Origin of the sequence: Micromonospora sp. NPDC005206 (assembly GCF_040608175.1) — a bacterium.
Classification (GTDB): Bacteria; Actinomycetota; Actinomycetes; order Mycobacteriales; family Micromonosporaceae; genus Micromonospora.
Map to the genome: position 1 here is coordinate 47,677 of NZ_JBEXHU010000015.1, position 22,776 is coordinate 70,452.

Below are 22,776 nucleotides of genomic sequence, written 5' to 3' on the forward strand. Positions count from 1 at the left end.
GTTGACCTACTCTCGGAAAGATCGGCCGTCACGAATCTGAGCGGGACCCGCGTCGGGCGGCTGCCGGTCGGAGGGAGGTAAGAGATGCGTCTTGCCCACAGGTCCGTACTCGTCGGGGTGGCCACACTGACCCTGTTGGCCGCTGCCACACCCGCCCTGGCCGCCGAACCGACCGGTGCCATCCGGGCGGCGGGCGGAGACACGGCCGTCGCGGACAGCTACATCGTCGTCTTCAAGGACACCGCCGTCAGCCGGGGCACGGTCGGCGACAACGCGGACCGGCTGGTCGGCCGGCACGGCGGCACGGTGGCCCGCACCTACGGCGCGGCGCTGCGCGGCTTCGAGATCCGGGTCGGCGCGAAGGCCGCCGCGCGGATCGCCGCGGACCCGGCGGTGGCGTACGTCGAGCAGAACCACACCGTCTCGATCGCCGGCACCCAGACCAACCCGCCGTCCTGGGGCCTGGACCGGATCGACCAACGGAACCTGCCCCTGAACAGCTCGTACACCTACCCGAACACGGCGTCGAACGTCCGCGCCTACATCATCGACACCGGCGTGCTGTACGGGCACAACGACTTCGGCGGGCGGGCCGTCTCCGGCTTCGACGCGGTGGACGGCGGCTCCGCCGACGACTGCAACGGCCACGGCACGCACGTGGCGGGCACGGTCGGCGGCTCGTCGTACGGGGTGGCCAAGGGCGTCCAGATCGTCGGCGTCCGAGTGCTCAACTGCCAGGGCAGCGGCACCAACGCCCAGGTGGTGGCCGGTATCGACTGGGTGACCGCGAACGCGGTCAAGCCGGCGGTGGCGAACATGAGCCTCGGTGGTGGCGCCAACAGTTCGATCGACACGGCCGTCACCAACTCGATCAACTCCGGCGTCACGTACGCGGTCGCCGCCGGCAATGGCAACGCCCTCGGCGTCCGGCAGAACGCCTGCAACTACTCCCCGGCCCGGGTCGCCTCCGCGATCACCGTGGGCGCGACGCAGAACAACGACGCCGCGGCGAGCTTCTCCAACTTCGGCACCTGCGTCGACATCCTGGCCCCGGGCGTCAACATCACCTCGGCCTGGTACACGGGCAGCAGCGCGACGAACACCATCAGCGGCACCTCCATGGCGTCACCGCACGTCGCCGGGGCCGCCGCGCTCGTGCTCTCGGCGAACCCGTCGTGGAGCCCGCAGCAGGTCCGGGACAACCTGGTCAACAACTCCACCCCGAACTTGGTGACCAACGTCGGCACCGGCACCCCGAACCGGTTGCTCTACGTCGTGAACGGCACCCCGCCGGCCAACGACTTCTCGGTCTCGGTGTCGCCGACCTCCGGCTCCACCGCGCCGGGCGGTTCGGTGACGGCCACCGTCGGTACGGCCACCACCGCCGGCTCCGCCCAGTCGGTCAGCCTCTCCGCCAGTGGCCTGCCGGCCGGGGCGACCGCGTCGTTCAGCCCGTCGACGGTGACGTCGGGCGGCTCGTCCACCCTCACCATCGCCACCTCGGCGAGCACCCCCGCCGGCAGCTACCCGGTGACCATCACCGGCAGCGGTGCGGCGGGCACCCGGACGGCCACGTACACGTTGACCGTGACCGGCTCGGGTGGCGGTGGCTGCTCCGGCACCAACGGCACCGACGTCGCGATCCCGGACACCGGCGCCACGGTGTCCAGCTCGATCACGATCGCCGGCTGCAACCGCAACGCCTCGGCGTCCTCGACCGTCGCGGTGAACATCGTGCACACCTACCGGGGTGACCTGGTGGTCGACCTGGTCGCCCCGGACGGCTCGGCGTACCGGCTGAAGAACAGCAGCTACTTCGACGGTGCCGACAACGTGAACACGACCTACACCGCCAACGTCTCCAGTGAGGCGGCGAACGGCACCTGGCGACTGCAGGTGCGGGACGTCTACTCCGGGGACACCGGCTACATCAACACCTGGACCCTGACCCTCTGACCTGGTTCCCACGGCCGAGGCCCCACCCGGAACGCCGGGTGGGGCCTCGTGCCGTACGGATCGGGGTCAGACCGCGAAGGTGGCCGGCCGCTCGGTGGCGGGCGCTGGCGGGCGGGCCTTCCACAGGCCGGTCTTCTGCCCGGCGAGCCGGGCCAGGTAGGCCGGGTTGAGGATCACGTAGCGGCGCCAGAGCCGCTTCGGCTCCAGCCCGAGCCGCCAGAACCACTCCAGGCCAACGCGCTGCATCCACGACGGGGGCTGGCGCAGCAGCCCGGCGTGGTAGTCGAAGGCCGCCCCGACCGCCATCAGCGGCATGTCGAGCAGGGGGCGCATGGCGTACGTGAAGACCTCCTGGCGCGGGCAGCCAAGCCCGACCAGGACCAGGCGGGCACCGCTGGACCGGATTCGGTCGGCGATCTCGGCGTCCTCGCCCGGCTGGACCGCGCGGAACTTGGACGGCTCCACCCCGGCGATCTTCAGCGCCGGGAACATCCGCTCCAGCGCCGGGATCAGCTTGGCCAGCGTCTCCTCGGTGGAGCCGTACAGGTAGACCGGCAGCCCCTCGTCGGCGAAGCGCGACAGCACGTGCAGCGTCAGCGTCGGCCCGTAGACCCGGTCGGTGAGCCCGGCATGGTGCAGCAGGTTGAGCGCCCAGCGCACCGGCTGGCCGTCGGGGGTGACCACGTCGAAGGAGTTGAGCCGGGCGTTGTGCGCCGGGTCCAGCACCCCGGTCATCACACCGTGCACGGCCAGCGCGGTCAGCGCGAGCGGACGCCGCTCGTGCGCCGCGGTCACCACGGCGTCGGTCGCCGCGTCGTAGTCGGTGGCGTCGACCAGGACGCCGAGCACGTTGCGCTTGGTCTGGGCGGTCATGCCTGGGGCACCCACTTGTCCACGTTGGCCTCGTAGATCTCCCGCAGGATCATCGGGACGTCATACGTAATCTTCCACTCCGGGTACTGCTCCTCAAACCGGGCCATGCTGCTCACGTACCACTGGTGGTCGCCGGTGCGGTTCTGCTCGACGTAGTTGATCTGCGCCTCGCGGCCGGTGATCTCCTCGGCGATCCGGAACGCCTCGATGTGTGACGTGTTGGAGTGCCGGCCTCCGCCAAGGTTGTAGACCTCCGCCGAACGCGGCGCCCGGAAGAACGCCTCGAACGCGGTCAGCACGTCCCGCGAGTGGATCGCGTCGCGGACCATCTTGCCCTTGTAGCCGAACAGGTTGTACGTCCGGCCCTCCATCACGCAGCGCATCAGGTAGGCCAGGAACCCGTGCAGCTCGGCCGCCGAGTGCGCCGGCCCGGTCAGGGTGCCGCCCCGGAAGCAGGCGGTCTTCATGTCGAAGTAGCGCCCGTACTCCTGCACCATCACGTCCGCGGCGACCTTGGACGCGCCGAAGACCGAGTGCAGCGAGTTGTCGATCGACATGTCCTCGGTGATGCCCTGGTACCAGCGGTGGTCCTCGGGCAGCTCGTACCGGGTCTCCAGCTCGATCAGCGGCAGGCTGTTGGGCCGGTCACCGTAGACCTTGTTGGTGGAGCAGTGGATGAACGGCGCGTCGATCGCGTGTCGTCGGGTGTTCTCCAGAATGTTGAGCGTGCCGCCGGCGTTCACGTCGAAGTCCGTGTACGGCTCCTTGGCGGCCCAGTCGTGACTCGGCTGCGCCGCGCTGTGGATCACCACGGCGATGTCGGAGCCGTACTTCTTGAACACCTGTTCCAGGCCGTCCCGGTCCCGGATGTCCACCGCGAAGTGGGTGTAGGCGGTGCCCAGGTCACGGCTGAGTCGCTCCAGGCTCCACGAGGTGGAGCCGTCCTCGCCGAAGAAGTACCGGCGCATGTCGTTGTCGATGCCGACGACGTCCAGGCCGAGGCCGGCGAAGTGCCGGACCGCCTCGGAGCCGATCAGACCACCCGACCCGGTCACCAACGCGACACTCACACGCCACTCCTGGTCCATCGGAGGCAGAAACCATCGGAGCATAGCGTGACGACGGGCACGGCCCCGATATGACGGAAGGGCCCCGCATTCTGCGGAGCCCTCGTCGTTGGTGGGGATGGGGGGAGTTGAACCCCCACGCCCTTTCGGGCACACGGACCTGAACCGTGCGCGTCTGCCATTCCGCCACATCCCCGTGGCACAACCCGGAACACTCTAGCCGCCCCGAGCCCACTGTCTCCAGCAGGCCCCGGAGATACTACGCTGTCCCCGGCGCTCGCCACGAGCGGTTACCGTTCGTGGCGGACGAAAGATTAGCACGGGAGACCCGGCCCATCCGAACGGGCCGGTAGCAGGCGGCCGAGCGGCGTGTGAGCTGCGCGCGCGCCGGCCGGATACCATCATGTCCTCGGGACCCGAGGAGGAGCCGGTGAGCGTGCTGCAACGCTTCGAGAAGCGTCTGGAAGGCCTGGTCGAAGGGGCCTTCGCCAAGGTCTTCAAAGGGGTGGTCCACCCCGTGGAGATCCTCAACGCCATGCAGCGGGAGGCCGAGGCGCACAAGGCGATCCTGGCCGGTGGGCGCACGTTGGTGCCCAACCGCTACGTGATCGATCTCTCGCCGTTCGACCACAGTCGTCTGGCGCCGTATGCCGCCGCGCTGGCCCAGGAGCTGGCCCAGTCGCAGGCGGAGTTCATCGGCGAGCAGGCCTGGACGGTCTACGGCGACGTGATCGTCGAGATCGAACGGGGGGAGGGCCTGGACACGGGGATGTTCCGGGTCACCGCCGAGGTCTACACCGGCGGCGAGGTCGCCCCGGTCTCGGCACCCGGCTACGACGCCGGCCCGCCCGCCTACCCCGCGTACGACCAGGGTGGCGGCTACGGTCCGCCGCCCGGGCAGGGTGGCGGCCGCAACGTGCGGCTGGTCTCGGGCGACGGGCGCACCTATCCCCTGCAGATGGGGTCGACGGTGATCGGTCGCGGCGACCAGGCCAACCTGCGCCTGCCCGACGTCGGCATCTCCCGGCGACACGCCCGACTGGACTTCGACGGCGGCCAGGTCGTGCTGACCGATCTGGGGTCGACCAACGGCACCATGGTCAACGGCCAGCGGGTCTCCGCGGTCGCCCTCAACCCGGGTGACATGGTCCAGCTCGGCACCACGACGCTGACCTTCCGCGTGGACGGCTGACCCGCCTTGCCGGAACTGGTCATCACCGTCGCCCGGTTCGGGTTCCTGATCCTGTTGTGGATCTTCGTGTTCACGGTGGTCGGTGTGATCCGCCGGGACCTCTTCGCGGGGGCCCGGTCCGGTCGTCTGGTGGCGGCGCCGCGTGCGGTGGGCGCCTCGACGGGGCAAGCGGCCAAGCCAGCGAAGGTGAAGCGGGGCAGGGCGGCACACCAGCTGGTGGTGACCGCTGGCCAGCTGGCCGGCACTCGAATCACTCTCGGTGAAGCGCAGATCACCATCGGTCGGGCCGAGGACTCCACCCTGGTCATCACCGACGACTACGCCTCCGCGCGGCACGCCCGGCTCGTGCCGCGTGAAGGGCAGTGGTTCGTCGAGGACCTCGGCTCGACTAACGGCACGTACCTAGATCGCGCTAAGGTCACCGGACCAACCCCCGTCCCCCTCGGCGTGCCGATCCGGATCGGCCGCACTTCCCTCGAATTACGGCCATGACTCTGACCCTGCGCTATGCGGCCCACAGCGACCGCGGTCTGATCCGAGACGGCAATCAAGACTCCGTCTACGCCGGGCCGCGGCTACTCGCCGTTGCCGACGGCATGGGCGGCATGGCCGCCGGTGACGTCGCCAGCAACATCGTCATCGGTGCCATGGCGCCGCTCGACGAGGACGTCCCGGGGGACGCTCTCGTCGACGCGTTGCGTTCGGCCGTGGGCACCGCCAACCAACAACTCCGCGACACGGTGGACGCCAACCCGCAGTTGGAGGGGATGGGCACCACGCTGACGGCGACCCTCTTCTCCGGCAGCAAGCTGGGGATGGTCCACATCGGCGACTCGCGGGCCTATCTGCTGCGCAACGGTGAGTTCGCGCAGGTCACCAAGGACGACACCTACGTCCAGATGCTCGTCGACGAGGGTCGGATCAGCGCCGAGGAGGCGAGCAGCCACCCGCAGCGGTCACTGCTCACCCGGGCCCTGGACGGCCGGGACATCGACCCGGAGTACTCGGTGCGCCAGGTGCTGCCCGGCGACCGCTACCTGATCTGCAGCGACGGCCTCTCGGGCGTGGTCAGTGCCGAGACCATCGGCGAGACCCTGCGGGAGTACGCCGACCCGCAGCAGTGCGTCGAGCGGCTGGTGCAACTCGCGCTGCGCGGCGGTGGGCCGGACAACATCACGGTGATCATCGCGGACGCCACGGATCAGGACATCGTCGAGGCGACCCCGATCGTCGGCGGCGCCGCCGCCCGCGACCGGGGCATGGCCACCTCCGCCGACGACTCCACCCCGGCCGCCCGGGCCTCGGCGCTGTCCGCGCCGCGCCCGGCCGCGCCCGAGGAGCCGCCGGCGGCGGACGACGAGCAGGAGCCGAAGCGCCGTCCGGTGCGGGCCACCGCCATGGCGCTGGCCCTGCTGGTGATCCTCGGCGGCGGGCTCTTCGCCGGCTGGACCTACACCCAACAGCAGTACTACGTGGGCGCCACCGAGGAGGGCCAGGTCGCCGTCTTCCGTGGCATCCAGGGTCAGATCGCCGGGATGGACCTCTCCACCGTGCATCGCACCAGCGGCACCCGGCTGGACGACCTCACCGTGGCGGCGCAGGACACCGTCAAGGTGGGCATCCGGGCCAAGAGCGAGCCGGATGCCGAGCGCCAACTCGCCGAGCTGACCAGCGACATCCCGAGCAACCCCAACCTGAAGCCGATCTGCCCGGCCGACCCGACCGCCGTGGTTGGCGCGACGCCGACGCCCACGCCGACCCCGACGCCGGCCGGGACGACGCCGGCACCGAACGGCAGCCCCAGCGCGAAAGCGTCGGTGACCCCCACCGGGGTCGTCAGCGCAAGCCCGACCACCGGTGCGACCGCCGCTGTCGGCGTGACCGATCCGACCACCACACCCGACGCCACGCCCTCCGACTCGACCACGCCAGGGCTCGACCCGGCCGGTTGCCGGTCTCCCGAGTGAGCGTCAGCTGAGATCCCGAGGACTCCACCCGTGACCGTAGCGGCCACACCGGCACCCTCGCCCGCCACCACGGGCGGGGAGTCCGGCGTACGCCTGGCCCGGTCCCGACGCAACGCCGAACTGTCCCTGCTGCTGCTCGCCATGGTGCTGGTGGCCGCGTACGGGGCGACCGTCGAGGCGAACCTGCTGGACACGGTCACCCCGGACTTCTGGATGCCCGCCGCCGCCCTCGGCGCGGTCTTCCTCGGCCTGCATCTGGTCATCCGGTTCCTCGCCCCGTTCGCCGACCCGGCGCTGCTGCCGGCGGTGGCGCTGCTCAATGGCCTCGGGGTGGGCTTCCTGCGCCGGATCGACCTGGGCGAGGCCCCCGTGGCCGACCGGGAGAGCCTGGCCATCTTCGCGGGGCAGGGCGGGCGCCAGCTGGCCTGGACGCTCCTCTCGGTGATCCTCGCCGCCGGTCTGCTCGCCATCATGCGCGACCACCGTTCGGTCTCCCGGTACGCGTACACCCTGGGCCTGGCCGGCATCGTGCTGGTGATGCTCCCGGCGGTGCTGCCGCGCAGCATCTCCGAGAAGAACGGCGCCAGACTTTGGATCGATGTCGGCCTGTTCTCCATCCAGCCGGGTGAGTTCGCCAAGCTGGCACTGCTGGTGTTCTTCGCCTACTACCTGGTGCGCAAGCGCGAGGTGCTGTCGCTGGCGAGCCGGCGTTTCCTCGGCATCGACTTCCCGCGTGGGCGCGACCTGGGCCCGGTGGTCGTGGTCTGGCTGATCAGCCTCCTGGTGCTGGTCTTCGAGAAGGACCTGGGCACCTCGCTGCTCTACTTCGGCATGTTCGTGGTGACGCTCTACATCGCCACCGAACGGGTCAGCTGGCTGCTGATCGGTCTGATCCTCTTCTTCGGGGGCGCCTACCTCGCCTACGTCCTGGGCTCGACGATCGGCGGGCCGTTCGCCAACTTCTACGTGCGCGCCGAGATCTGGTTGGACCCGTTCGCCGACCCGACCGACAAGGGCTACCAGCTCGTCCAGGGCCTGCTCGCCCTGGGCACGGGCGGGCTCTTCGGCGCCGGGCCGGGCGGCGGTCAACCGGACATCCTGCCCGAGGTGCAGAACGACTTCATCTTCGCCGGCATCGGTGAGGAGATCGGCCTCTTCGGTCTCTCCGCGCTGCTGGTGGTCTACCTGCTGATCGTGGAGCGGGGCCTGCGTGCCGCGCTCGCGGTGCGGGACTCGTTCGGCAAACTGCTCGCCGGCGGTCTCGCGTTCACCCTCGGCCTGCAGGTCTTCGTGATCGTCGGCGGCATCAGCAAGCTCATCCCGCTCACCGGTCAGACCACCCCGTTCCTGTCCGCCGGTGGCTCGTCGCTGATGGCCAACTGGCTGCTCATCGCGGTGCTGCTGCGGGTCTCCGACGGAGCCCGCCGGCCGGTCAGCGGGAGCGGTGGCAAGGCTGCCCGGCCCACCGGCGGCCCGCCGGAGCAGCTGCACGGTGCTCCCACGGAGGTGATCAAGCCGTGAACGCACCCCTGCGCCGTGTCGGCGTCGTCGTCATCGTCCTGTTCGGTCTGCTCTTCGCGAACCTCAACTGGATCCAGGCGTACAAGGCCGACGAGTACCGCACCAGCGACTACAACGGTCGGGTCCAGGTCGCCGACTACAAGCGCAAGCGCGGCAACATCGAGGCCGGTGGCACGGCGGTGGCCACCAGCAAGGAGACCACCGGCAAGCTGAAGTTCCTGCGCTCCTACCCGGGCGGCGCCAAGTACGCCCACGTGCTCGGCTACAAGCCGGTCAACCTGGCGGACCAGGGCATCGAACGGGTGGAGAACGACTTCCTGGCCGGCACCAGCGACCAGTTGATCGGCGACCGGTTCAAGGACATGTTCACCGGCGACCAGACCGGTGGCGGCAACGTGCTGCTCACGCTCTCCAAGCGGGCCCAGGACGTGGCGTACGACCAGCTGCGCAACAACCAGGTGGGTGTGAAGAAGGGCGCGGCGATCGCCATCGACCCGCGCACCGGCGCGGTGCAGGCGCTGGTCTCCATGCCCAGCTTCGACCCGAACCCGCTGACCGTCCACGACAGCACTGAGGCGGCGGCGGCGTTCAACAAGCTGGATCAGGACCCGGACGGCCCGCTGAAGAACCGCGCGCTCTCCGAGACGCTGCCGCCGGGCTCCACCTTCAAGATCGTGGTGGCCGCGGCCGCGCTGGAGAACGGGATCAGCAAATCCACCTCGATCCCGGCCGGGTCGAGCTACACCCCGCCCACTTCGGGCAGCCCGATCCGTAACGCCCACCCGTCGATCTGCCCGAAGTCGCAGGTCACCCTGCTGGACGCGGTCACCGAATCGTGCAACACCGGCTTCGCCCAGCTCGGCGTGCGGCTCGGCGCCGACACCATCAAGGAGAAGGCCCAGCAGTTCGGCTTCGAGCAGGACGACCTCACCGTCGGCCAGCTCGGCGAGGACGGGCTGCGCACGGCGGCCAGCCGGACCGGAGACATGCAGAACCCGGACGGAAGCGCCGACCCGGCCGCACTGGCCCAGTCCTCGATCGGCCAGAACAACGTCCGGATGACCCCGCTGGAGGGGGCCATGATCGCCGGGGCGGTCGCCAACGGCGGCAGCCAGATGCGGCCGTACCTGGTCCGGCAGCTGCTCGCCCCGGACCGGACCACCAGCTACTACACCGCGAAGCCGCGGGAGCTGCGCCAGCCGGTCAACGGGCAGGTCGCCGGCGACCTCCGCGACATGATGGTCAGCGTGGTGCAGAAGGGCACCGGCCGGAACGCGGCGATCAGCGGCTACACGGTCGGCGGCAAGACGGGCACCGCGCAGTCCGCCCCGGACCGGCCCGACCACGGCTGGTTCATCGGGTTCGCGCTCGACAAGAACGGCACCCCGGTCTCCGCGGTCTGCGTCGTACTGGAGCAGGCCGGCAGCGGCGGCAGCTCCGAGGCGGCCCGGATCGGCGGTCAGATCATGCGGGCCGCCATCGCCGACCCGGGGGGTCGCTGACATGCTCAGCCCCGGCGTCCAGCTCGGCAACCGCTACCGTCTCGACGAGCGGATCGCCAGCGGCGGCATGGGCGACGTCTGGCGCGGCACCGACCAGGTGCTCGGCCGGACGGTCGCGGTGAAGAGCCTGCTCCCCGCGCTGCTCGACGATCCGGACTTCGCCGAGCGGTTCCGCGGCGAGGCGCGGACCATGGCCACCATCAACCACCCCGGCGTGGTGGACGTCTACGACTTCGGCAACGACCAGCAGATCGCCTTCCTGGTCATGGAGTACGTCGAGGGCGACGCCCTGTCGTCCACGCTGAGCCGGGTCGGCCGGCTCACTCCGGCCCGGACGATGGCCCTGGTCGCGCAGGCCGCGGACGCGTTGCACGCCGCGCACGAGAAGGGCATCGTGCACCGCGACGTGAAGCCGGGCAACCTGCTGGTCCGGCCGAACGGCACGCTGGTGCTGACCGACTTCGGTATCGCCCGCTCCGACATGGTCGGCCAGCTCACCGCCGCCGGCTCGGTGCTCGGCACCGCCTCGTACATCTCACCGGAGCAGGCCACCGGTGGCGTGGCCACCCCGGCCTCCGATGTGTACGCGCTCGGCGTGGTCGCCTACCAGTGCCTGGCCGGGCGGCGACCGTTCGAGGGCGACAACCCGCTCGACATCGCGATGCGACACGTCCGGGAGACGCCCCGACCGTTGCCGGCGGACATCCCGCCGCAGGTCCGGGCCGTGGTGGAGCGGGCGTTGGCCAAGGACCCGGCAGCCCGCTGGCCCAGCGCCGCCGCCCTCGCCGGGGTCGCCCGCCAGCTCAAGGCCGCGCTCTCCCAGCAGGCCAGGGCCGGTGGCAACTCCGGGCCGGTCTCCGCGGCGCCGGCGTCGCCCGCCGCACCCGGTCGGGCCCAGGTGCCGTCCGCGCAGCAGCTTCGCCCGCCGGGCGCCCCGCACCGACCGCCGGTCGCCGGGCAGCGGCCGACCGCCGTCGCGCCGGCCCAGCAGCCCCGACCCACCGCCGTCGCGCCGGCCGTCCCGCACGCACGCCCGCCCGTCAGCCCCGCCGGTTACCCGCGCGGCGCCGCCGCGGTGCCGCAGGCACCGGTCCGGCAGGAGTATCAGCAGGCGTACGCCCGGCAGGCCGGCCCAGCGCTGCCGGCACCCGATCCGCGCCGGTCCCGGCCCGGCATGGTGCTCCTCGCCATCCTGCTGGCCGTGCTGGTCCTGCTCTGCTCCGGCGTGATTTCCTACAACCTGCGGAAGCAGTCGCAAGCCGGTGAACCCGGTGCGCTGGCTCCGCACACCGTGACGTCCGGCGTGCTGCGGCTCGACGGACGCGACGATGCGACCCGGACGTCGTACCGTCTTGAGGTACGGCTCCAGCCGGACGACGGCGGGACGATGACGAGCGAAGGACGACAGACGCGATGACAGCGCAGGCCCGCCTGCTCGGTGGCAGGTACCAGGTCGGCGAGCTGCTCGGCTACGGCGGCATGGCCGAGGTGCACCGCGGTCGCGACCTCCGGCTCGGTCGGGACGTCGCGATCAAGATGCTCCGCACCGACCTCGCGCGGGACGCGACGTTCCAGATGCGGTTCCGTCGGGAGGCGCAGAACGCGGCTTCGCTCAACCACCCGGCGATCGTGGCGGTCTACGACACCGGCGAGGAGACCGCGCCGACCGGTGAGACGTTGCCGTTCATCGTCATGGAGTTCGTCAACGGACGGACTCTGAAGGAGGTGCTCGGCGCCGAGGGCCGGTTGCAGCCCCGCCGGGCGCTGGAGATCTGCGCCGACATGTGCGCGGCGCTGGAGTTCAGCCACCGGCACGGCATCATCCACCGGGACATCAAGCCGGGCAACGTCATGCTCACCCAGACCGGCCAGGTCAAGGTGATGGACTTCGGCATCGCCCGGGCGCTGGCCAGCGGTGCGACCACCATGACGCAGACCAGCGCGGTGATCGGCACGGCGCAGTACCTCTCCCCGGAGCAGGCGCGCGGTGAGGCCGTGGACGCCCGCTCCGACGTGTACGCGGCCGGCTGCGTGCTCTTCGAACTGGTCTGCGGGCACCCGCCGTTCGTCGGGGACAGCCCGGTCAGCGTCGCGTACCAGCACGTGCGGGAGACGCCGCCCACGCCGAGCGACATCAACCCGGACGTCAACCCCGCGGTCGACGCGATCGTGCTCAAGGCGCTGTCCAAGAATCCGCTCAACCGCTACCAGAGCGCCGGCGAGATGCGGGCCGACCTGCTCCGCGCCGCCGCTGGCCGTCCCGTGCTGGCCACCCCGGTGATGCGCGAGGCGGAGACCGTGGCGATGGCTCCGGCCGGCGGCGGCGGTGGCTACCCGCCCGCCGGCGGTGGGCCGCAGACCCGCCAGATTCCGGCCCGGGTCGGCGACCCGCGCCAGCGCAAGGCGTCCTCCTTGCTGATCGCGACCTTCAGCGCCGTTGGCGTGCTGGCGGTGATCGCCCTGGTCGCCGCCCTGCTCTGGAGTCAGCAGCCGGACAAGAATTTGAAGTCGGTCCCCACGCTCACCGGCAAGAGCCAGGAGGCCGCCTTCGCCGAGATCCGCAGCCTCGGCTTCCAGCCGCAGGCCGGAGACCAGGTGCTGAACGGCACCTGCGAAAAGAACACCGTCGTCACGCAGATTCCGGAGGCCGGGACGCAGCTGCGGGAGAACGGCACGGTGACCGTCCAGGTGTGTGGTGGCAAGCCCGAGGTGGTAATCCCGAAGGACCTCGTCGGCTCGAAGTACGACTCGGTCAAGGCTCGGCTTGAGGGCCTGGGCTTGAGGGTCAAGCCCAAGCCGCGCGACGACAAGGAGAGCGAGGGCATCGTCCTGGACGTGTCGCCGACCTCCGGGACTCGGGTGGCCGAGGCTACCGAGGTGACGGTCACCTACTCCAAGGGCAACATCCGTGGCGTTCCGGACGTTCGTGGTTCCTCCCAGGAGGCGGCCGAGGAGGAGTTGAAGCGGGCGGGCTACAAGGTCAACGTCGATCTCGGCGACCTTGTGCCCGCAGCGGAGGCCGGCAAGGTGACCGACCAGAACCCCAGGCCGGGCACGCAGTTGGCCCAGGGGAAGACGGTGACGATCATCGTCTCCCAGCCGGAGCCGGAGAACGAGACTCCGAGTCCGCCAGCAACGCCGACGCCGACGCCGACCGCCACGCCGACCAAGCCGGGCGACGGTAACGGTGGCGGTTCCGGGCTGCCGTTCCCTCCCCCACCCACTCGGCTCAACGAGCAGTAGACCCGGTGGCTCGGGCTCCGGGACCGTCCGCGTGACCGCCGCCGAAGCTTCGGTGACCGGCCCTCCGGGTCGCGAGCGTCGGTGGCGGCGAGGCCTGACCCGGGTGGTCGCCCTGGGGCTGGTCGCGCTGCTCCTCGCCAGCCTTCCGTGGCTCTGGACGACGATCTCCGCGCGCGGTCACGTGTACGACGAGGCCGACGCGCCGGCCGCCGACGTGGTGATCGTTCTCGGCACCGCCGTGGCGGCTGATCGAACTCGACCTGGGGACCGGCTGGCCGGCCGTCTGGAGACCGCCGCCGAGTTGGTGAACAGTGGGCGGGCCCGGGTGGTCCTCGTGTCAGGCGACGGGGGTGGCACGTCGGGTGACGAGCCGGCCGTGATGACGTCGTACCTGACCGAGCTCGGTGTCGACCCGCGTCGCGTGGTGTCCGACCCGTTCGGCCTGGACACCTACGACAGCTGTGCCCGGGCGCGCGAGGTGTACGGGGTCGAGCGGGCCCTGATCGTGACCCAGTCCTACCACGTGTCCCGGGCCGTGACGCTGTGCCGGCACCTCGGCCTCGACGTCGACGGAGTCACGGCCCGCTGCACCGGTTGCGGCCCCGCCCTGCTGGTCGAGAAGTCGGTCCGGGACTACTTCGCCAGTGGCAAGGCGGCCTGGGACGCAGCCCTGGGCCGGGCACCGGCAGTGCGCTCGCCCGCGAGTCCCGCGGTCCAGGACGCGCTGCGGGGCTGAGCGTCCGGTTTGAAGTCGGCCTGGCCGGCGTCAGGCGGTGGCGAAGGCGGCGCGGCGGCGGGCGTCGACCTCGGCGGCCAGCTCCGGGGCCCGCTCCAGCGCCTCTGGGTGACCGCAGCCGGCCAGCCAGTTGGCGAGCATCAGGTGGCCGCCCTCGGTGAGCACCGACTCCGGGTGGAACTGCACGCCCTCGATCGGCAGCGTCCGGTGCCGCATCGCCATCACCACGCCGGAGCCGGTCCAGCCGGTCACCTCCAGCTCGTCGGGGAGCGTCTCGGGCAGTACGGCCAGTGAGTGGTAGCGGGTGGCGGTGAACGGGTCGGGCAGACCGGTGAGCACGCCGACCGACTGGTGCCGTACCTCGGAGGTCTTGCCGTGCAGCAGTTCGGGCGCGCGGGTGACGGTCGCCCCGAACGCCTCGCCGATCGCCTGGTGGCCGAGGCAGACGCCGAAGATGGGCAACTCGCCCGCGTACTCCCGGATGACGTCCAGGCAGATGCCGGCGCGGTCGGGACTGCCCGGCCCGGGTGAGAGCAGGATGCCGGCGGCACCCACCCTGCCCACGTCGGAGACGTCGATCTCGTCGTTCCGGCGGACCTCGCAGTCCACCCCGAGCTGGCCCAGGTATTGCACCAGGTTGAAGACGAACGAGTCGTAGTTGTCGATCACCAGGACGCGCATGGTCACCTGCTCGGCGAGGGCGGCGCGGAGTTGTTCCGGTCGGTGTCGTACGGCAGCTCGTGCTCGTCGCCGGCCGGGGTCTCCCCGGTCACCGCGTCGCCGCCGCCCGGTTCACCGGGTACGCCGGAGTCCTGGGTGACCTGCACGTCGTCGAAGGGCAGCAGCGGCTCGGCCCACGGGAAGGCCACGTACCAGAGCAGGGCCACCGCGGCGGCGGCGAGCAGCACCGAACCGGTCAGCTTGCCGGCCAGGCCGAACGGCAGTTTGCGCCAGATGAACGCGTACATCGGGTCAGCCTCCCAGCTCCGCCGGGCGGCCCGCTGACTTGGGTTGGGTCCGGTCCAGCTCGGCGTGGATGATCAAGCGCTGGTAGTTGTCGAACTTCGGGTTGCAGGTGGTCAGGGTGAGCATCCGCCGGGTCGGCTTCTTGTCTGGATCACCGGGGACTGGTGCCACCACCTCAACCTGCGTCGGCCTGACGATCCGGGTCTGCGACACCCGATAGACGTACCAGTCGGTCTTGCCCTCGACCACGATCGCGTCGCCGTCGTCCAGCTCGTCCAGCCGCCAGAAGGTGGCCCGGTTGCGGTGGCCGGCGACGGAGAAGTTGCCGACCTGTCCGGGCAGCGCGCTGGCCGGGTAGTGGCCCGGGGCGTACCGGATGTCGGCCTGGGTGACGCCCTCGACCACCACCCAGTTCTTGTCGAGCTTGGGGATGTAGAGGCCGGCGATGGGCTTGCCGCGAACCGGCGGCGACGGTTTGACGCTCGGGGTGGCCGACGGGACGACCGTGGGGTCGTCGGTCGGGCCCCACGCCTGGGCGAGTTGCTGGCTGAGGTCGTTCTGGTGGGCGTCGACGATGGCCGACTTGCCCCAGACCTCGTAACCCGCGAAGAGCAGCACCACGAGGCCGAAGGTGATCAGAACCTCGCCGGTGAGCCGGACGCCGGTGCGGAGCCGGGACGCGAGCGAGGGGCGGGTGAGCTCCGAGTAGACGCTCTTGTAGCCCTCACCGGTCTGGTGGGGCCGGAGTTGGACCACCCGCTCGCCGCGTCGGGGCCGCGGTGGTTCGGCGGGACTGTCCGCGGCGCCGGCCGGCTCGTCGGTGGCCGCGGTGCGGGGGACGGCACCCATCAGCGCCGTGGAGTCCATGGCCGGCGGGCGGGACGAGGGCCTGGCGGGCACGGCCGGGATCAGCGCGGTGGCGGCCGGGTCGGCGGGGCGGTCCGGCCCGGCCGGGGAGCCGGTTGCGCGCGTGGGTCCGACCGTGGGGATGAACGCGGTGGGCGCGTCCACACCGGCGGCCGGCGGGCGGGCGGTCGGGGCGGTCGGCGGCGCCGGCGGCCGGATGGGGGCGTTGTCGGGTGCGGCCGGCCGGACCGGTCCCTGGTCGGGTGCGGTCGGTCGGCCGCCGGTGGCTGCGGGGGGACGGACGGGCCCGCCGTGCGGGCCCGACCCGGCCGGGGTGGCACCGGGCCACGGCGGAGGCGCTCCGGTGCCCGGGTGAGTCGGGGTCCGCTGCTGGTCGGGCCGGCCGGCGTTCGGCTGGGCCGGGCGGTCGGCGCGCGGGAGGTTGTCGGCGCGGCCGGCCGGCGGCGGCGCCCCGTCGCCCCGGGGAGGCCCGGGGGCGGCCGGCGGTTCGGGTACGGCCGCTGGGCGCGTCGCCCGGGGTCGGGCGGGCAGCATCGGATCGAGCCAGTTGCCGGCCAGGCCGGGCCGGTCAGCTCCGCGCTCGGGCCGGTCGACCTTGGGTAGGAACGCCGTCGGTTCGTCGGCCTGGTCCCGGTGTCGCCCGTCGCGCCGGTCGTCCGGGCCGCTCACCGGGGCACCGTCGCCGAGCGCAGGGCGGTCGAGTCCTCGAATGCCGGGACTGTCACCGCGGAGACGGTCTCCTTGTATCCGAGTTGGTAGTCGTCGACTGCGTCCTTGAACAACCGGACTCCCTCAGAGCTGGCGAGGGCCTGCTGGAGGGCAGCGGGATCGCCGATTGCTACGATCTTGAACGGTGGGGAGTACACCCGCCCGTGGAGCAGCAGGGTGTTACCGACGCAGCGTACCGCGCTGGTCGCCAGCACGCGGACGTTCATGATTGACATGGCCTCCGCCCCGCCGGCCCAGAGCGCGTTGACCACCGCCTGCACGTCACCCTGGTGCACCACCAGGTCGTCGTTGCTGGCGTCCGTGGGGGTCTGGTCGGTGCGTCGCGGCGCGTCGTTCAGCTCCACCGTCACCCCGGTGCCGGTCAGCTTGGTGAACCCGGCGGCCTGGAGGCTGCCCTGGGCGCGGTCCTGCTGAGCCTTGATCGGGCTGTCCGAGTCGGCCAGCGCGTCGGTCCGCTCCTCGACCTCGTCGCGCAGTGTGGCGGCCCGGCGCTCGCTCGCCGCCACCTGCTCGCGGCGGTCCTCGATGAGCTGGTTGAGCTGGGGCCGACGGTCCTCTCGTAGCGCGGTGCCGCCGGCCGTGGTCGCGGTGGTGGTGAAGAGCAGCCCCGCCGCGGCGGCGATCAGGGGCACCCCGATCGACCAGCCCGGTCGGCGTTGACGCGGTCGCCGGGGCAGCAGCCCGGCACCGGCCCGTCGAAGGACCTTCTGCCAGGAGGCGGCGCCGGATGTGTACTCCACCGAGCGTTCCTTCCGCGTTTCGGGGATTGGTCCGCCCCGGCCGGGCCGGTGATGCGAACAGTCCCGCCTTTTTCGGTCACTCCGTGCACCGGCCTGACCCCATTCGTGGTCCGGGCGGGCGTTCCGGACTACGCTAGCTTTCGAACATTATTGGCCATGGACCGTCGCCCCCGCGCCCGGTTGTCAGGCCGGACGAGGTCGTCACCCCTCTGGAGAGCGTCGTGCCCAAGTCTCAGGTCCGCAAGAAGAAGGTGTACACCCCGCCGACGGACGTCCGTCCGACGACGGCGGCATCGTCGCGCAAGCCTAGCCCGGTGTGGCTGCCGATCACCGCGGTCGCATTGATCGTCGCTGGCATCGGTTGGCTGGTGGTCTACTACCTCTCCGAGCAGCAGTACCCGATCATGGCGTGGGGTTACTGGAACCTCGCGGTGGGCTTCGGCGCGATGGTCGCCTCGTTGGCGCTGCTCTCCCGCTGGCGCTGAGCCGGCCCGGCGCGTCGCCACGCCGGAGGATTCACGTCACCCCACGGAGCCCCTGCCCGGCAGGACCGGGCGGGGCACCCTATGGTGTCCGCAGGGCGGCGTGGCCCGCTGCGAGATGACTCACGTTACTGCTGGGTAACCTTGCGCGTAGGCTGCACTGCATGACCGAGCGGAGCGAGGTCATCGACCGGTCCGGTCGCAGGTGCGGCAGCGGCGCGACGCCGGCTCCGTCCTGACCCGGTCCCGGTCGCCGAGCCGCTCGACAGGCAGCAGACCGGGGAGGCCAACTCGATGGGCAGCGTCCAGATCGTCACCACGATCCTCGCGGCCGCCATCACCGCCGTGGCGGTGTGGCTTGCGGCACGCGCGGTCCTCAAGATGGTGGCAGTCATCCGGCTCGGCCAGCCCGCGCCGGAGCGGTTCACCGACAAGGTCAGCCGTACGAAGACCATGCTGGTGGAGACCGCCGGCCACACCCGCATGCTCAAGTGGGGCGTGGTGGGTGCGGCGCACTGGTTCGTGATGGTCGGCTTCATCGTGCTGTCGCTGCTGGTGCTCGAGGCGTACTTCGAGGTGGTCACCCCGACCGGTGGGCTGCCGATCATCGGGCACTGGGTGGTCTTCGGGCTGGCCACCGAGATCATCGGCGTGCTGGGTCTGGTCGGCATCCTGGTGCTGATGGCGATCCGGCTGCGCAACCGGCCGAACCGGCCGGGTGGTCGCTCCCGGTTCACCGGCTCGACGATGTGGCAGGGCTACTTCGTCGAGTGGATCGTGCTGCTGGTCCTGATCTTCGGGTTCGTGATCCGGGGCTTCAAGGTCGCCACCGACCACTTCGAGTACCCGCTCTGGGCCACCCCGGTCAGCCACGCGGTCGGCGCGGTGCTGCCCGACTGGCAGGACGGGGCGAGCATCGCCGCCCTCATCAAGATCGTCATCTCGATGACCTGGCTGATCGTCATCTCGCTGAACGTCACCATGGGCGTCGCCTGGCACCGCTTCCTGGCGTTCCCCAACATCTTCTTCAAGCGTGAGCCGGCCTGGCCGGCCGGCTCCGGCCTCGGCGCGCTGCGCCCGATGACGAGCCAGGGCAAGCCGCTCGACTTCGAGGAGGCCGACCCGGAGAAGGACCAGTTCGGTGTCGCCCAGGTCGAGCAGTTCAGCTGGAAGGGTCTGCTGGACTTCAGCACCTGCACCGAGTGCGGTCGCTGCCAGTCGCAGTGCCCGGCCTGGAACACCGGCAAGCCGCTCTCGCCCAAGCTGCTCGTGCTGAGCCTGCGCGACCACGCGTACGCCAAGGCGCCCTACTTGCTGGCCGGTGGTGGCAAGGACCTGACCGGCGAGGAGAAGGCCACCGCGGCGCAACTCGCGCACGTCGACGTGCTGGCGCTGGCCGAGGCCGACCGTCCGTTGATCGGCACCGCCGAGGAGGGCGGCGTCATCGACCCGGACGTGCTCTGGTCCTGCACCACCTGCGGTGCCTGCGTCGAGCAGTGCCCGGTGGACATCGAGCACGTGGACCACATCGTCGACATGCGTCGCTACCAGGTGCTGATCGAGTCGAGCTTCCCCTCCGAGGCCGGCGTCATGCTGCGCAACCTGGAGAACAAGGGCAACCCGTGGGGCGCCCCGCAGAACACCCGCGAGGACTGGACCAAGGGTCTCGACTTCGAGGTGCCCCGGGTCGGCGAGGTGGACGACTTCGAGTACCTGTTCTGGGTCGGCTGCGCCGGCGCGTTCGAGGACCGGGCCAAGAAGACCACCCGCGCGGTGGCGACCCTGCTCAACGAGGCGGGCGTCAAGTTCGCCATCCTGGGTGAGGGCGAGACCTGCTCCGGCGACCCGGCGCGGCGGATCGGCAACGAGTTCGTGTTCCAGATGCTCGCCCAGCAGAACGTGGAGACGCTCAACGAGGCGTTCGAGGGCCGGGAGAAGGCCAAGCGCAAGATCGTCGCTACCTGCCCGCACTGCTTCAACACCCTCGGCAACGAGTACGGCCAGCTCGGCGGCGAGTTCGAGGTGGTTCACCACACCCAGCTGCTGGCCCACCTGGTGTCCACCGGCAAGCTCACCCCGGTGCAGCCCGTCGACGGCGGGGTCACCTACCACGACCCCTGCTACCTGGGCCGGCACAACCGGATCTTCGCGGCTCCCCGTGAGGTGCTCGGGGACGCCATCGAGGGCGAGATCACCGAGATGCCGCGCAACAGCGAGCGCTCCTTCTGCTGCGGCGCTGGCGGCGCCCGGATGTGGATGGAGGAGAAGATCGGCAAGCGGATCAACGTGGACCGGGTCGAGGAGGCCATGGCCACCGGGGCGAGGACGGTCGCCGTCGGCTGCCCGTTCTGCTCGACGATGCTCAACGACGGGGTGAACGGCAAGGGCGCCGGCGAGCAGGTCGAGGTGATCGACGTGGCCAGCGTGCTGCTCCGCTCGGTCAAGCCGGAGCAGCCGCAGCGCGGCAAGGAGGCCGCGCCGGTCGCCGGCTGAGCCGTCGGCCGGCCCGGCCGGTGGCTGGGCACCCGCCGTGGCACAATCGCGCCGAGGTGAGGCGAACATCGACGGGATTGTCCTGGCCACGCTGCTGCCCCTGGTCGGCTTCGCTGCGCTGACCGCCGGCAACGCGTTCTTCGTCGCGGCCGAGTTCGCCCTGGTCACGGTCGATCGCGCGGAGATCGACCGCCGGGCCGGCGCCGGCGACGAGGCCGCCCTGAGGGTACGCACGGCGCTGCGCGAGCTCTCCTTCCAGCTCTCCGGCGCGCAGCTCGGCATCACCATCACGGCGCTGCTCACGGGTTATCTGGCCGAGCCGGCCCTGGCCCGGGTCTTCACCCCGCTGCTGCGCCCGGTGGCCGGGGACAGCACGGAGCGGTTCACCCCGTTTCTGGCGCTGGCCCTGGCGACTCTGATCTCCATGCTCTTCGGTGAGCTGGTGCCCAAGAACGCGGCGCTGGCTCGACCGATGCCGACCGCGCTGGCCACCGCCGGCCCCATGCACTCCTTCTCCCGGACGTTCGGCTGGGTGATCCGGGGACTGAACGGTTCGGCGAACCGGCTCGTCCGGGCGCTCGGGGTGGAGCCGCAGGAGGAGCTCCGGAGTGCCCGCTCGCCGGAGGAACTGGGCCTGCTGGCGGCCATCTCCGCCCGGGCCGGGGCACTGCCCCCGGACACCGCGATGCTGCTGCGCCGCACCATCCGCTTCGGCGACAAGCGGGCGGCCGAGGCGATGACCCCCCGGGTGGACGTGGTCGCGCTGCGTGCCACGGCCACGGTGGCCGGGTTGCTCGAGCTGTCCCGGGAGACCGGGCGGACTCGGTTCCCGGTGTACGAGGAGACCCTCGACCTGGTCACCGGTGTGGCGGGGGTGCCGGACGCGCTGGGGGTTCCGCTGGCCGCCCGGGCGTCGACCACGGTCGGCTCGGTGGCCCGCGAGCCGGTGTACGTGCCGGAGAGCCTGGACCTGGACGGCGTGCTGGCCGCACTGAAGGCCGCCGGCGCCGACCTGGCCATCGTGGTCGACGAGTACGGCGGCACGGACGGCGTGGTCACCATCGAGGACCTGGTCGAGGAGCTGGTCGGGGAGATCGCCGACGAGTTCGATCCGGCCAGCGTGGACGACGTCGGCCCGGTCGAGCTCACCGTGCCGGGCGGGGAGCGCACCGTGCTGGTCGACGGGGTGTTGCGCTCCGACGAGTTGGCCGAGCAGACCGGCTTCCGGCTGCCCGAGGGGCCGTACGAGACGCTGGCCGGGTACCTGATGGCCCGGCTCGGGCACATCCCGCTGGCCGGCGAGACGGTCGAGGCCGGTGGCTGGGAGTTCACCGTGGTGGAGGTGGAACGGCACCGGATCGAGCAGGTCCGGGTGCTGCGCCCGGCGGAGCCGGACGACGATGCCTGAGCTGTTGGTGACCGTGCTGCTGCTGCTCGGCAACGGGTTCTTCGTGGGTAGCGAGTTCGCGCTCATCGCGTCCCGGCGGACGGTGATCGAGCCGCTGGCCGCCGGCTCGAAGCGGGCCCGCTGGGCGCTGTCGGCGATGAACCAGATCCCCCTGATGATCGCTGGGGCGCAGCTCGGCATCACGGTCTGTTCCCTGGGCCTCGGCGCGATCGCCGAGCCCGCGCTGGCCCACCTGCTGGAGTCGCCGTTCCACGCGGCCGGCCTGCCCGAGCGGGCGGTGCACCCGGTGGCGTTCGTGCTGGCGTTGGGCGTGGTGGTCTTCCTGCACACGGTGGTCGGCGAGATGGTGCCGAAGAACATCACGCTGGCCGGTCCGGAACTCTCCGCGCTCTGGCTCGGCCCGGCCATGCTGGCGTTCTGCGTGGCCACCAAGCCGCTGCTGCTGGCGATGAAGTGGGCGGCCCGGCGGGTCCTCGCGGTCTGGCGGATCGAGGCGTCCGAGGCGGTGAAGACGGTGTTCACCGCGGAGGAGTTGGCCGGGCTGGTCTCCCAGGCGCGCACCGAAGGGCTGCTCGACGCGGAGCAGCACGCCCGGATCACCGGCGCCCTGGCCCTGCACACCCGGACCGCGGCGGACGCGTGGCAGCCGTGGTCGACGGTGGTGACGGTGGCCGAGGACGTCTCGCCCGCGTCGCTGGAGGTGCTGGCGACCCGCACCGGCCGGTCCCGGTTCCCGGTGGTGCAGCGGTCCACCCGGCGGGTGCTCGGTTTCGTGCACGTCAAGGACGTGCTCGGGTACTCGGGGCAGGCTCGCCGGGCAGCGGTGCCGGCGGAGGTCTACCGGCCGCTGGTGGTGGTGCCGCCGGAGCGTACGCTCGCCGACCTGCTGCTGGCCATGCGCCGCGAGCGGAGGCACATGGTGCTGGTCAGCGACGGCCGGCGCCCGCTCGGTGTGGTCACGCTCGACGACGTATTGACTGCGATAGTTGGCTGATCGGCCGATACCCTTGGTGTGCAAGCGGTTGCGCGACAGT

19 protein-coding genes and 1 tRNA gene are annotated in these 22,776 nt (G+C 71.3%); 13 read left to right on the top strand and 7 right to left on the bottom strand.

Annotated elements, in window-relative coordinates; translation table 11 throughout:
* Positions 1 to 84: 84 nt before the first annotated feature.
* Positions 85 to 1,956 (top strand): S8 family serine peptidase, encoded by a 1,872-nt coding sequence (locus ABZU69_RS23030; protein ID WP_354966405.1) that lies wholly within the window; start codon positions 85 to 87, stop codon positions 1,954 to 1,956.
* A gap of 66 nt (positions 1,957 to 2,022) precedes the next feature.
* On the opposite strand, the gene ABZU69_RS23035 is transcribed toward ABZU69_RS23030, so the two are convergent.
* The 3 genes from ABZU69_RS23035 to ABZU69_RS23045 all read right to left on the bottom strand — a co-directional run bounded on the left by ABZU69_RS23035 (position 2,023) and on the right by ABZU69_RS23045 (position 4,092).
* Complete coding sequence (locus ABZU69_RS23035) at positions 2,023 to 2,829, bottom strand: WecB/TagA/CpsF family glycosyltransferase (RefSeq protein ID WP_354966406.1); 807 nt, start codon at positions 2,827 to 2,829, stop codon at positions 2,023 to 2,025.
* Positions 2,826 to 3,941, bottom strand: coding sequence for an NAD-dependent epimerase/dehydratase family protein (locus ABZU69_RS23040; RefSeq protein WP_354966407.1), 1,116 nt, complete (start codon positions 3,939 to 3,941; stop codon positions 2,826 to 2,828). The genes ABZU69_RS23035 and ABZU69_RS23040 overlap by 4 nt, the downstream gene beginning before the upstream one ends.
* Before the next feature lie 65 nt (positions 3,942 to 4,006).
* Positions 4,007 to 4,092 (bottom strand) — tRNA-Leu (locus tag ABZU69_RS23045).
* Between the two features lie 207 nt (positions 4,093 to 4,299).
* On the opposite strand from ABZU69_RS23045, the gene ABZU69_RS23050 reads away from it, so the two are divergent.
* Genes ABZU69_RS23050 through ABZU69_RS23085 form a run of 8 tightly spaced genes read left to right on the top strand, consistent with a single transcriptional unit; the run spans position 4,300 to position 14,057 of the window.
* Entirely contained in the window at positions 4,300 to 5,088 is a 789-nt protein-coding gene (locus tag ABZU69_RS23050; RefSeq protein WP_074315673.1) for a DUF3662 and FHA domain-containing protein, read from the top strand.
* Positions 5,089 to 5,094: 6 nt separating this feature from the next.
* Positions 5,095 to 5,580 (top strand): FHA domain-containing protein, encoded by a 486-nt coding sequence (locus ABZU69_RS23055; protein ID WP_088959602.1) that lies wholly within the window; start codon positions 5,095 to 5,097, stop codon positions 5,578 to 5,580.
* Complete coding sequence (locus ABZU69_RS23060) at positions 5,577 to 7,055, top strand: PP2C family serine/threonine-protein phosphatase (RefSeq protein WP_354966408.1); 1,479 nt, start codon at positions 5,577 to 5,579, stop codon at positions 7,053 to 7,055. The genes ABZU69_RS23055 and ABZU69_RS23060 overlap by 4 nt, the downstream gene beginning before the upstream one ends.
* Before the next feature lie 30 nt (positions 7,056 to 7,085).
* Complete coding sequence (locus ABZU69_RS23065; protein ID WP_354966409.1) at positions 7,086 to 8,576, top strand: FtsW/RodA/SpoVE family cell cycle protein; 1,491 nt, start codon at positions 7,086 to 7,088, stop codon at positions 8,574 to 8,576.
* Positions 8,573 to 10,078, top strand: a complete 1,506-nt coding sequence (locus tag ABZU69_RS23070) for a penicillin-binding protein 2 (RefSeq protein ID WP_354966410.1) — start codon at positions 8,573 to 8,575, stop codon at positions 10,076 to 10,078. Before ABZU69_RS23065 ends, ABZU69_RS23070 begins: the two co-directional genes overlap by 4 nt.
* Position 10,079: 1 nt before the next feature.
* The gene (locus ABZU69_RS23075; protein WP_354966411.1) at positions 10,080 to 11,495 is read left to right on the top strand and encodes a protein kinase; all 1,416 of its coding nucleotides are present in this window, start codon (positions 10,080 to 10,082) and stop codon (positions 11,493 to 11,495) included.
* Entirely contained in the window at positions 11,492 to 13,321 is a 1,830-nt protein-coding gene (pknB, locus tag ABZU69_RS23080) for a Stk1 family PASTA domain-containing Ser/Thr kinase (RefSeq protein ID WP_354966412.1), read from the top strand. Before ABZU69_RS23075 ends, pknB begins: the two co-directional genes overlap by 4 nt.
* A gap of 31 nt (positions 13,322 to 13,352) precedes the next feature.
* Complete coding sequence (locus ABZU69_RS23085; protein WP_354966413.1) at positions 13,353 to 14,057, top strand: ElyC/SanA/YdcF family protein; 705 nt, start codon at positions 13,353 to 13,355, stop codon at positions 14,055 to 14,057.
* 30 nt (positions 14,058 to 14,087) lie between these two features.
* On the opposite strand, the gene ABZU69_RS23090 is transcribed toward ABZU69_RS23085, so the two are convergent.
* Genes ABZU69_RS23090 through ABZU69_RS23105 form a run of 4 tightly spaced genes read right to left on the bottom strand, consistent with a single transcriptional unit; the run spans position 14,088 to position 17,359 of the window.
* Positions 14,088 to 14,738, bottom strand: a complete 651-nt coding sequence (locus ABZU69_RS23090; RefSeq protein ID WP_354966414.1) for an aminodeoxychorismate/anthranilate synthase component II — start codon at positions 14,736 to 14,738, stop codon at positions 14,088 to 14,090.
* Positions 14,739 to 14,740: 2 nt separating this feature from the next.
* The gene (locus ABZU69_RS23095) at positions 14,741 to 15,025 is read right to left on the bottom strand and encodes a hypothetical protein (protein ID WP_354966415.1); all 285 of its coding nucleotides are present in this window, start codon (positions 15,023 to 15,025) and stop codon (positions 14,741 to 14,743) included.
* 4 nt (positions 15,026 to 15,029) lie between these two features.
* Positions 15,030 to 16,559, bottom strand: a complete 1,530-nt coding sequence (locus ABZU69_RS23100) for a class E sortase (RefSeq protein ID WP_354966416.1) — start codon at positions 16,557 to 16,559, stop codon at positions 15,030 to 15,032.
* Entirely contained in the window at positions 16,556 to 17,359 is an 804-nt protein-coding gene (locus ABZU69_RS23105) for a DUF881 domain-containing protein (protein ID WP_354966417.1), read from the bottom strand. The genes ABZU69_RS23100 and ABZU69_RS23105 overlap by 4 nt, the downstream gene beginning before the upstream one ends.
* A 221-nt stretch (positions 17,360 to 17,580) precedes the next feature.
* On the opposite strand from ABZU69_RS23105, the gene ABZU69_RS23110 reads away from it, so the two are divergent.
* The 4 genes from ABZU69_RS23110 (at position 17,581) to ABZU69_RS23125 (ending at position 22,736) form a co-directional block, all read left to right on the top strand.
* Complete coding sequence (locus ABZU69_RS23110) at positions 17,581 to 17,844, top strand: cell division protein CrgA (RefSeq protein ID WP_354966418.1); 264 nt, start codon at positions 17,581 to 17,583, stop codon at positions 17,842 to 17,844.
* A 291-nt stretch (positions 17,845 to 18,135) separates the two neighbouring features.
* The gene (locus ABZU69_RS23115) at positions 18,136 to 20,334 is read left to right on the top strand and encodes a (Fe-S)-binding protein (RefSeq protein WP_354966419.1); all 2,199 of its coding nucleotides are present in this window, start codon (positions 18,136 to 18,138) and stop codon (positions 20,332 to 20,334) included.
* 94 nt (positions 20,335 to 20,428) lie between these two features.
* Entirely contained in the window at positions 20,429 to 21,742 is a 1,314-nt protein-coding gene (locus ABZU69_RS23120; RefSeq protein ID WP_354966569.1) for a hemolysin family protein, read from the top strand.
* On the top strand, positions 21,735 to 22,736 hold the full coding sequence (locus ABZU69_RS23125; RefSeq protein WP_354966420.1) for a hemolysin family protein: 1,002 nt from the start codon (positions 21,735 to 21,737) through the stop codon (positions 22,734 to 22,736). The genes ABZU69_RS23120 and ABZU69_RS23125 overlap by 8 nt, the downstream gene beginning before the upstream one ends.
* Positions 22,737 to 22,776 lie beyond the last annotated feature (40 nt).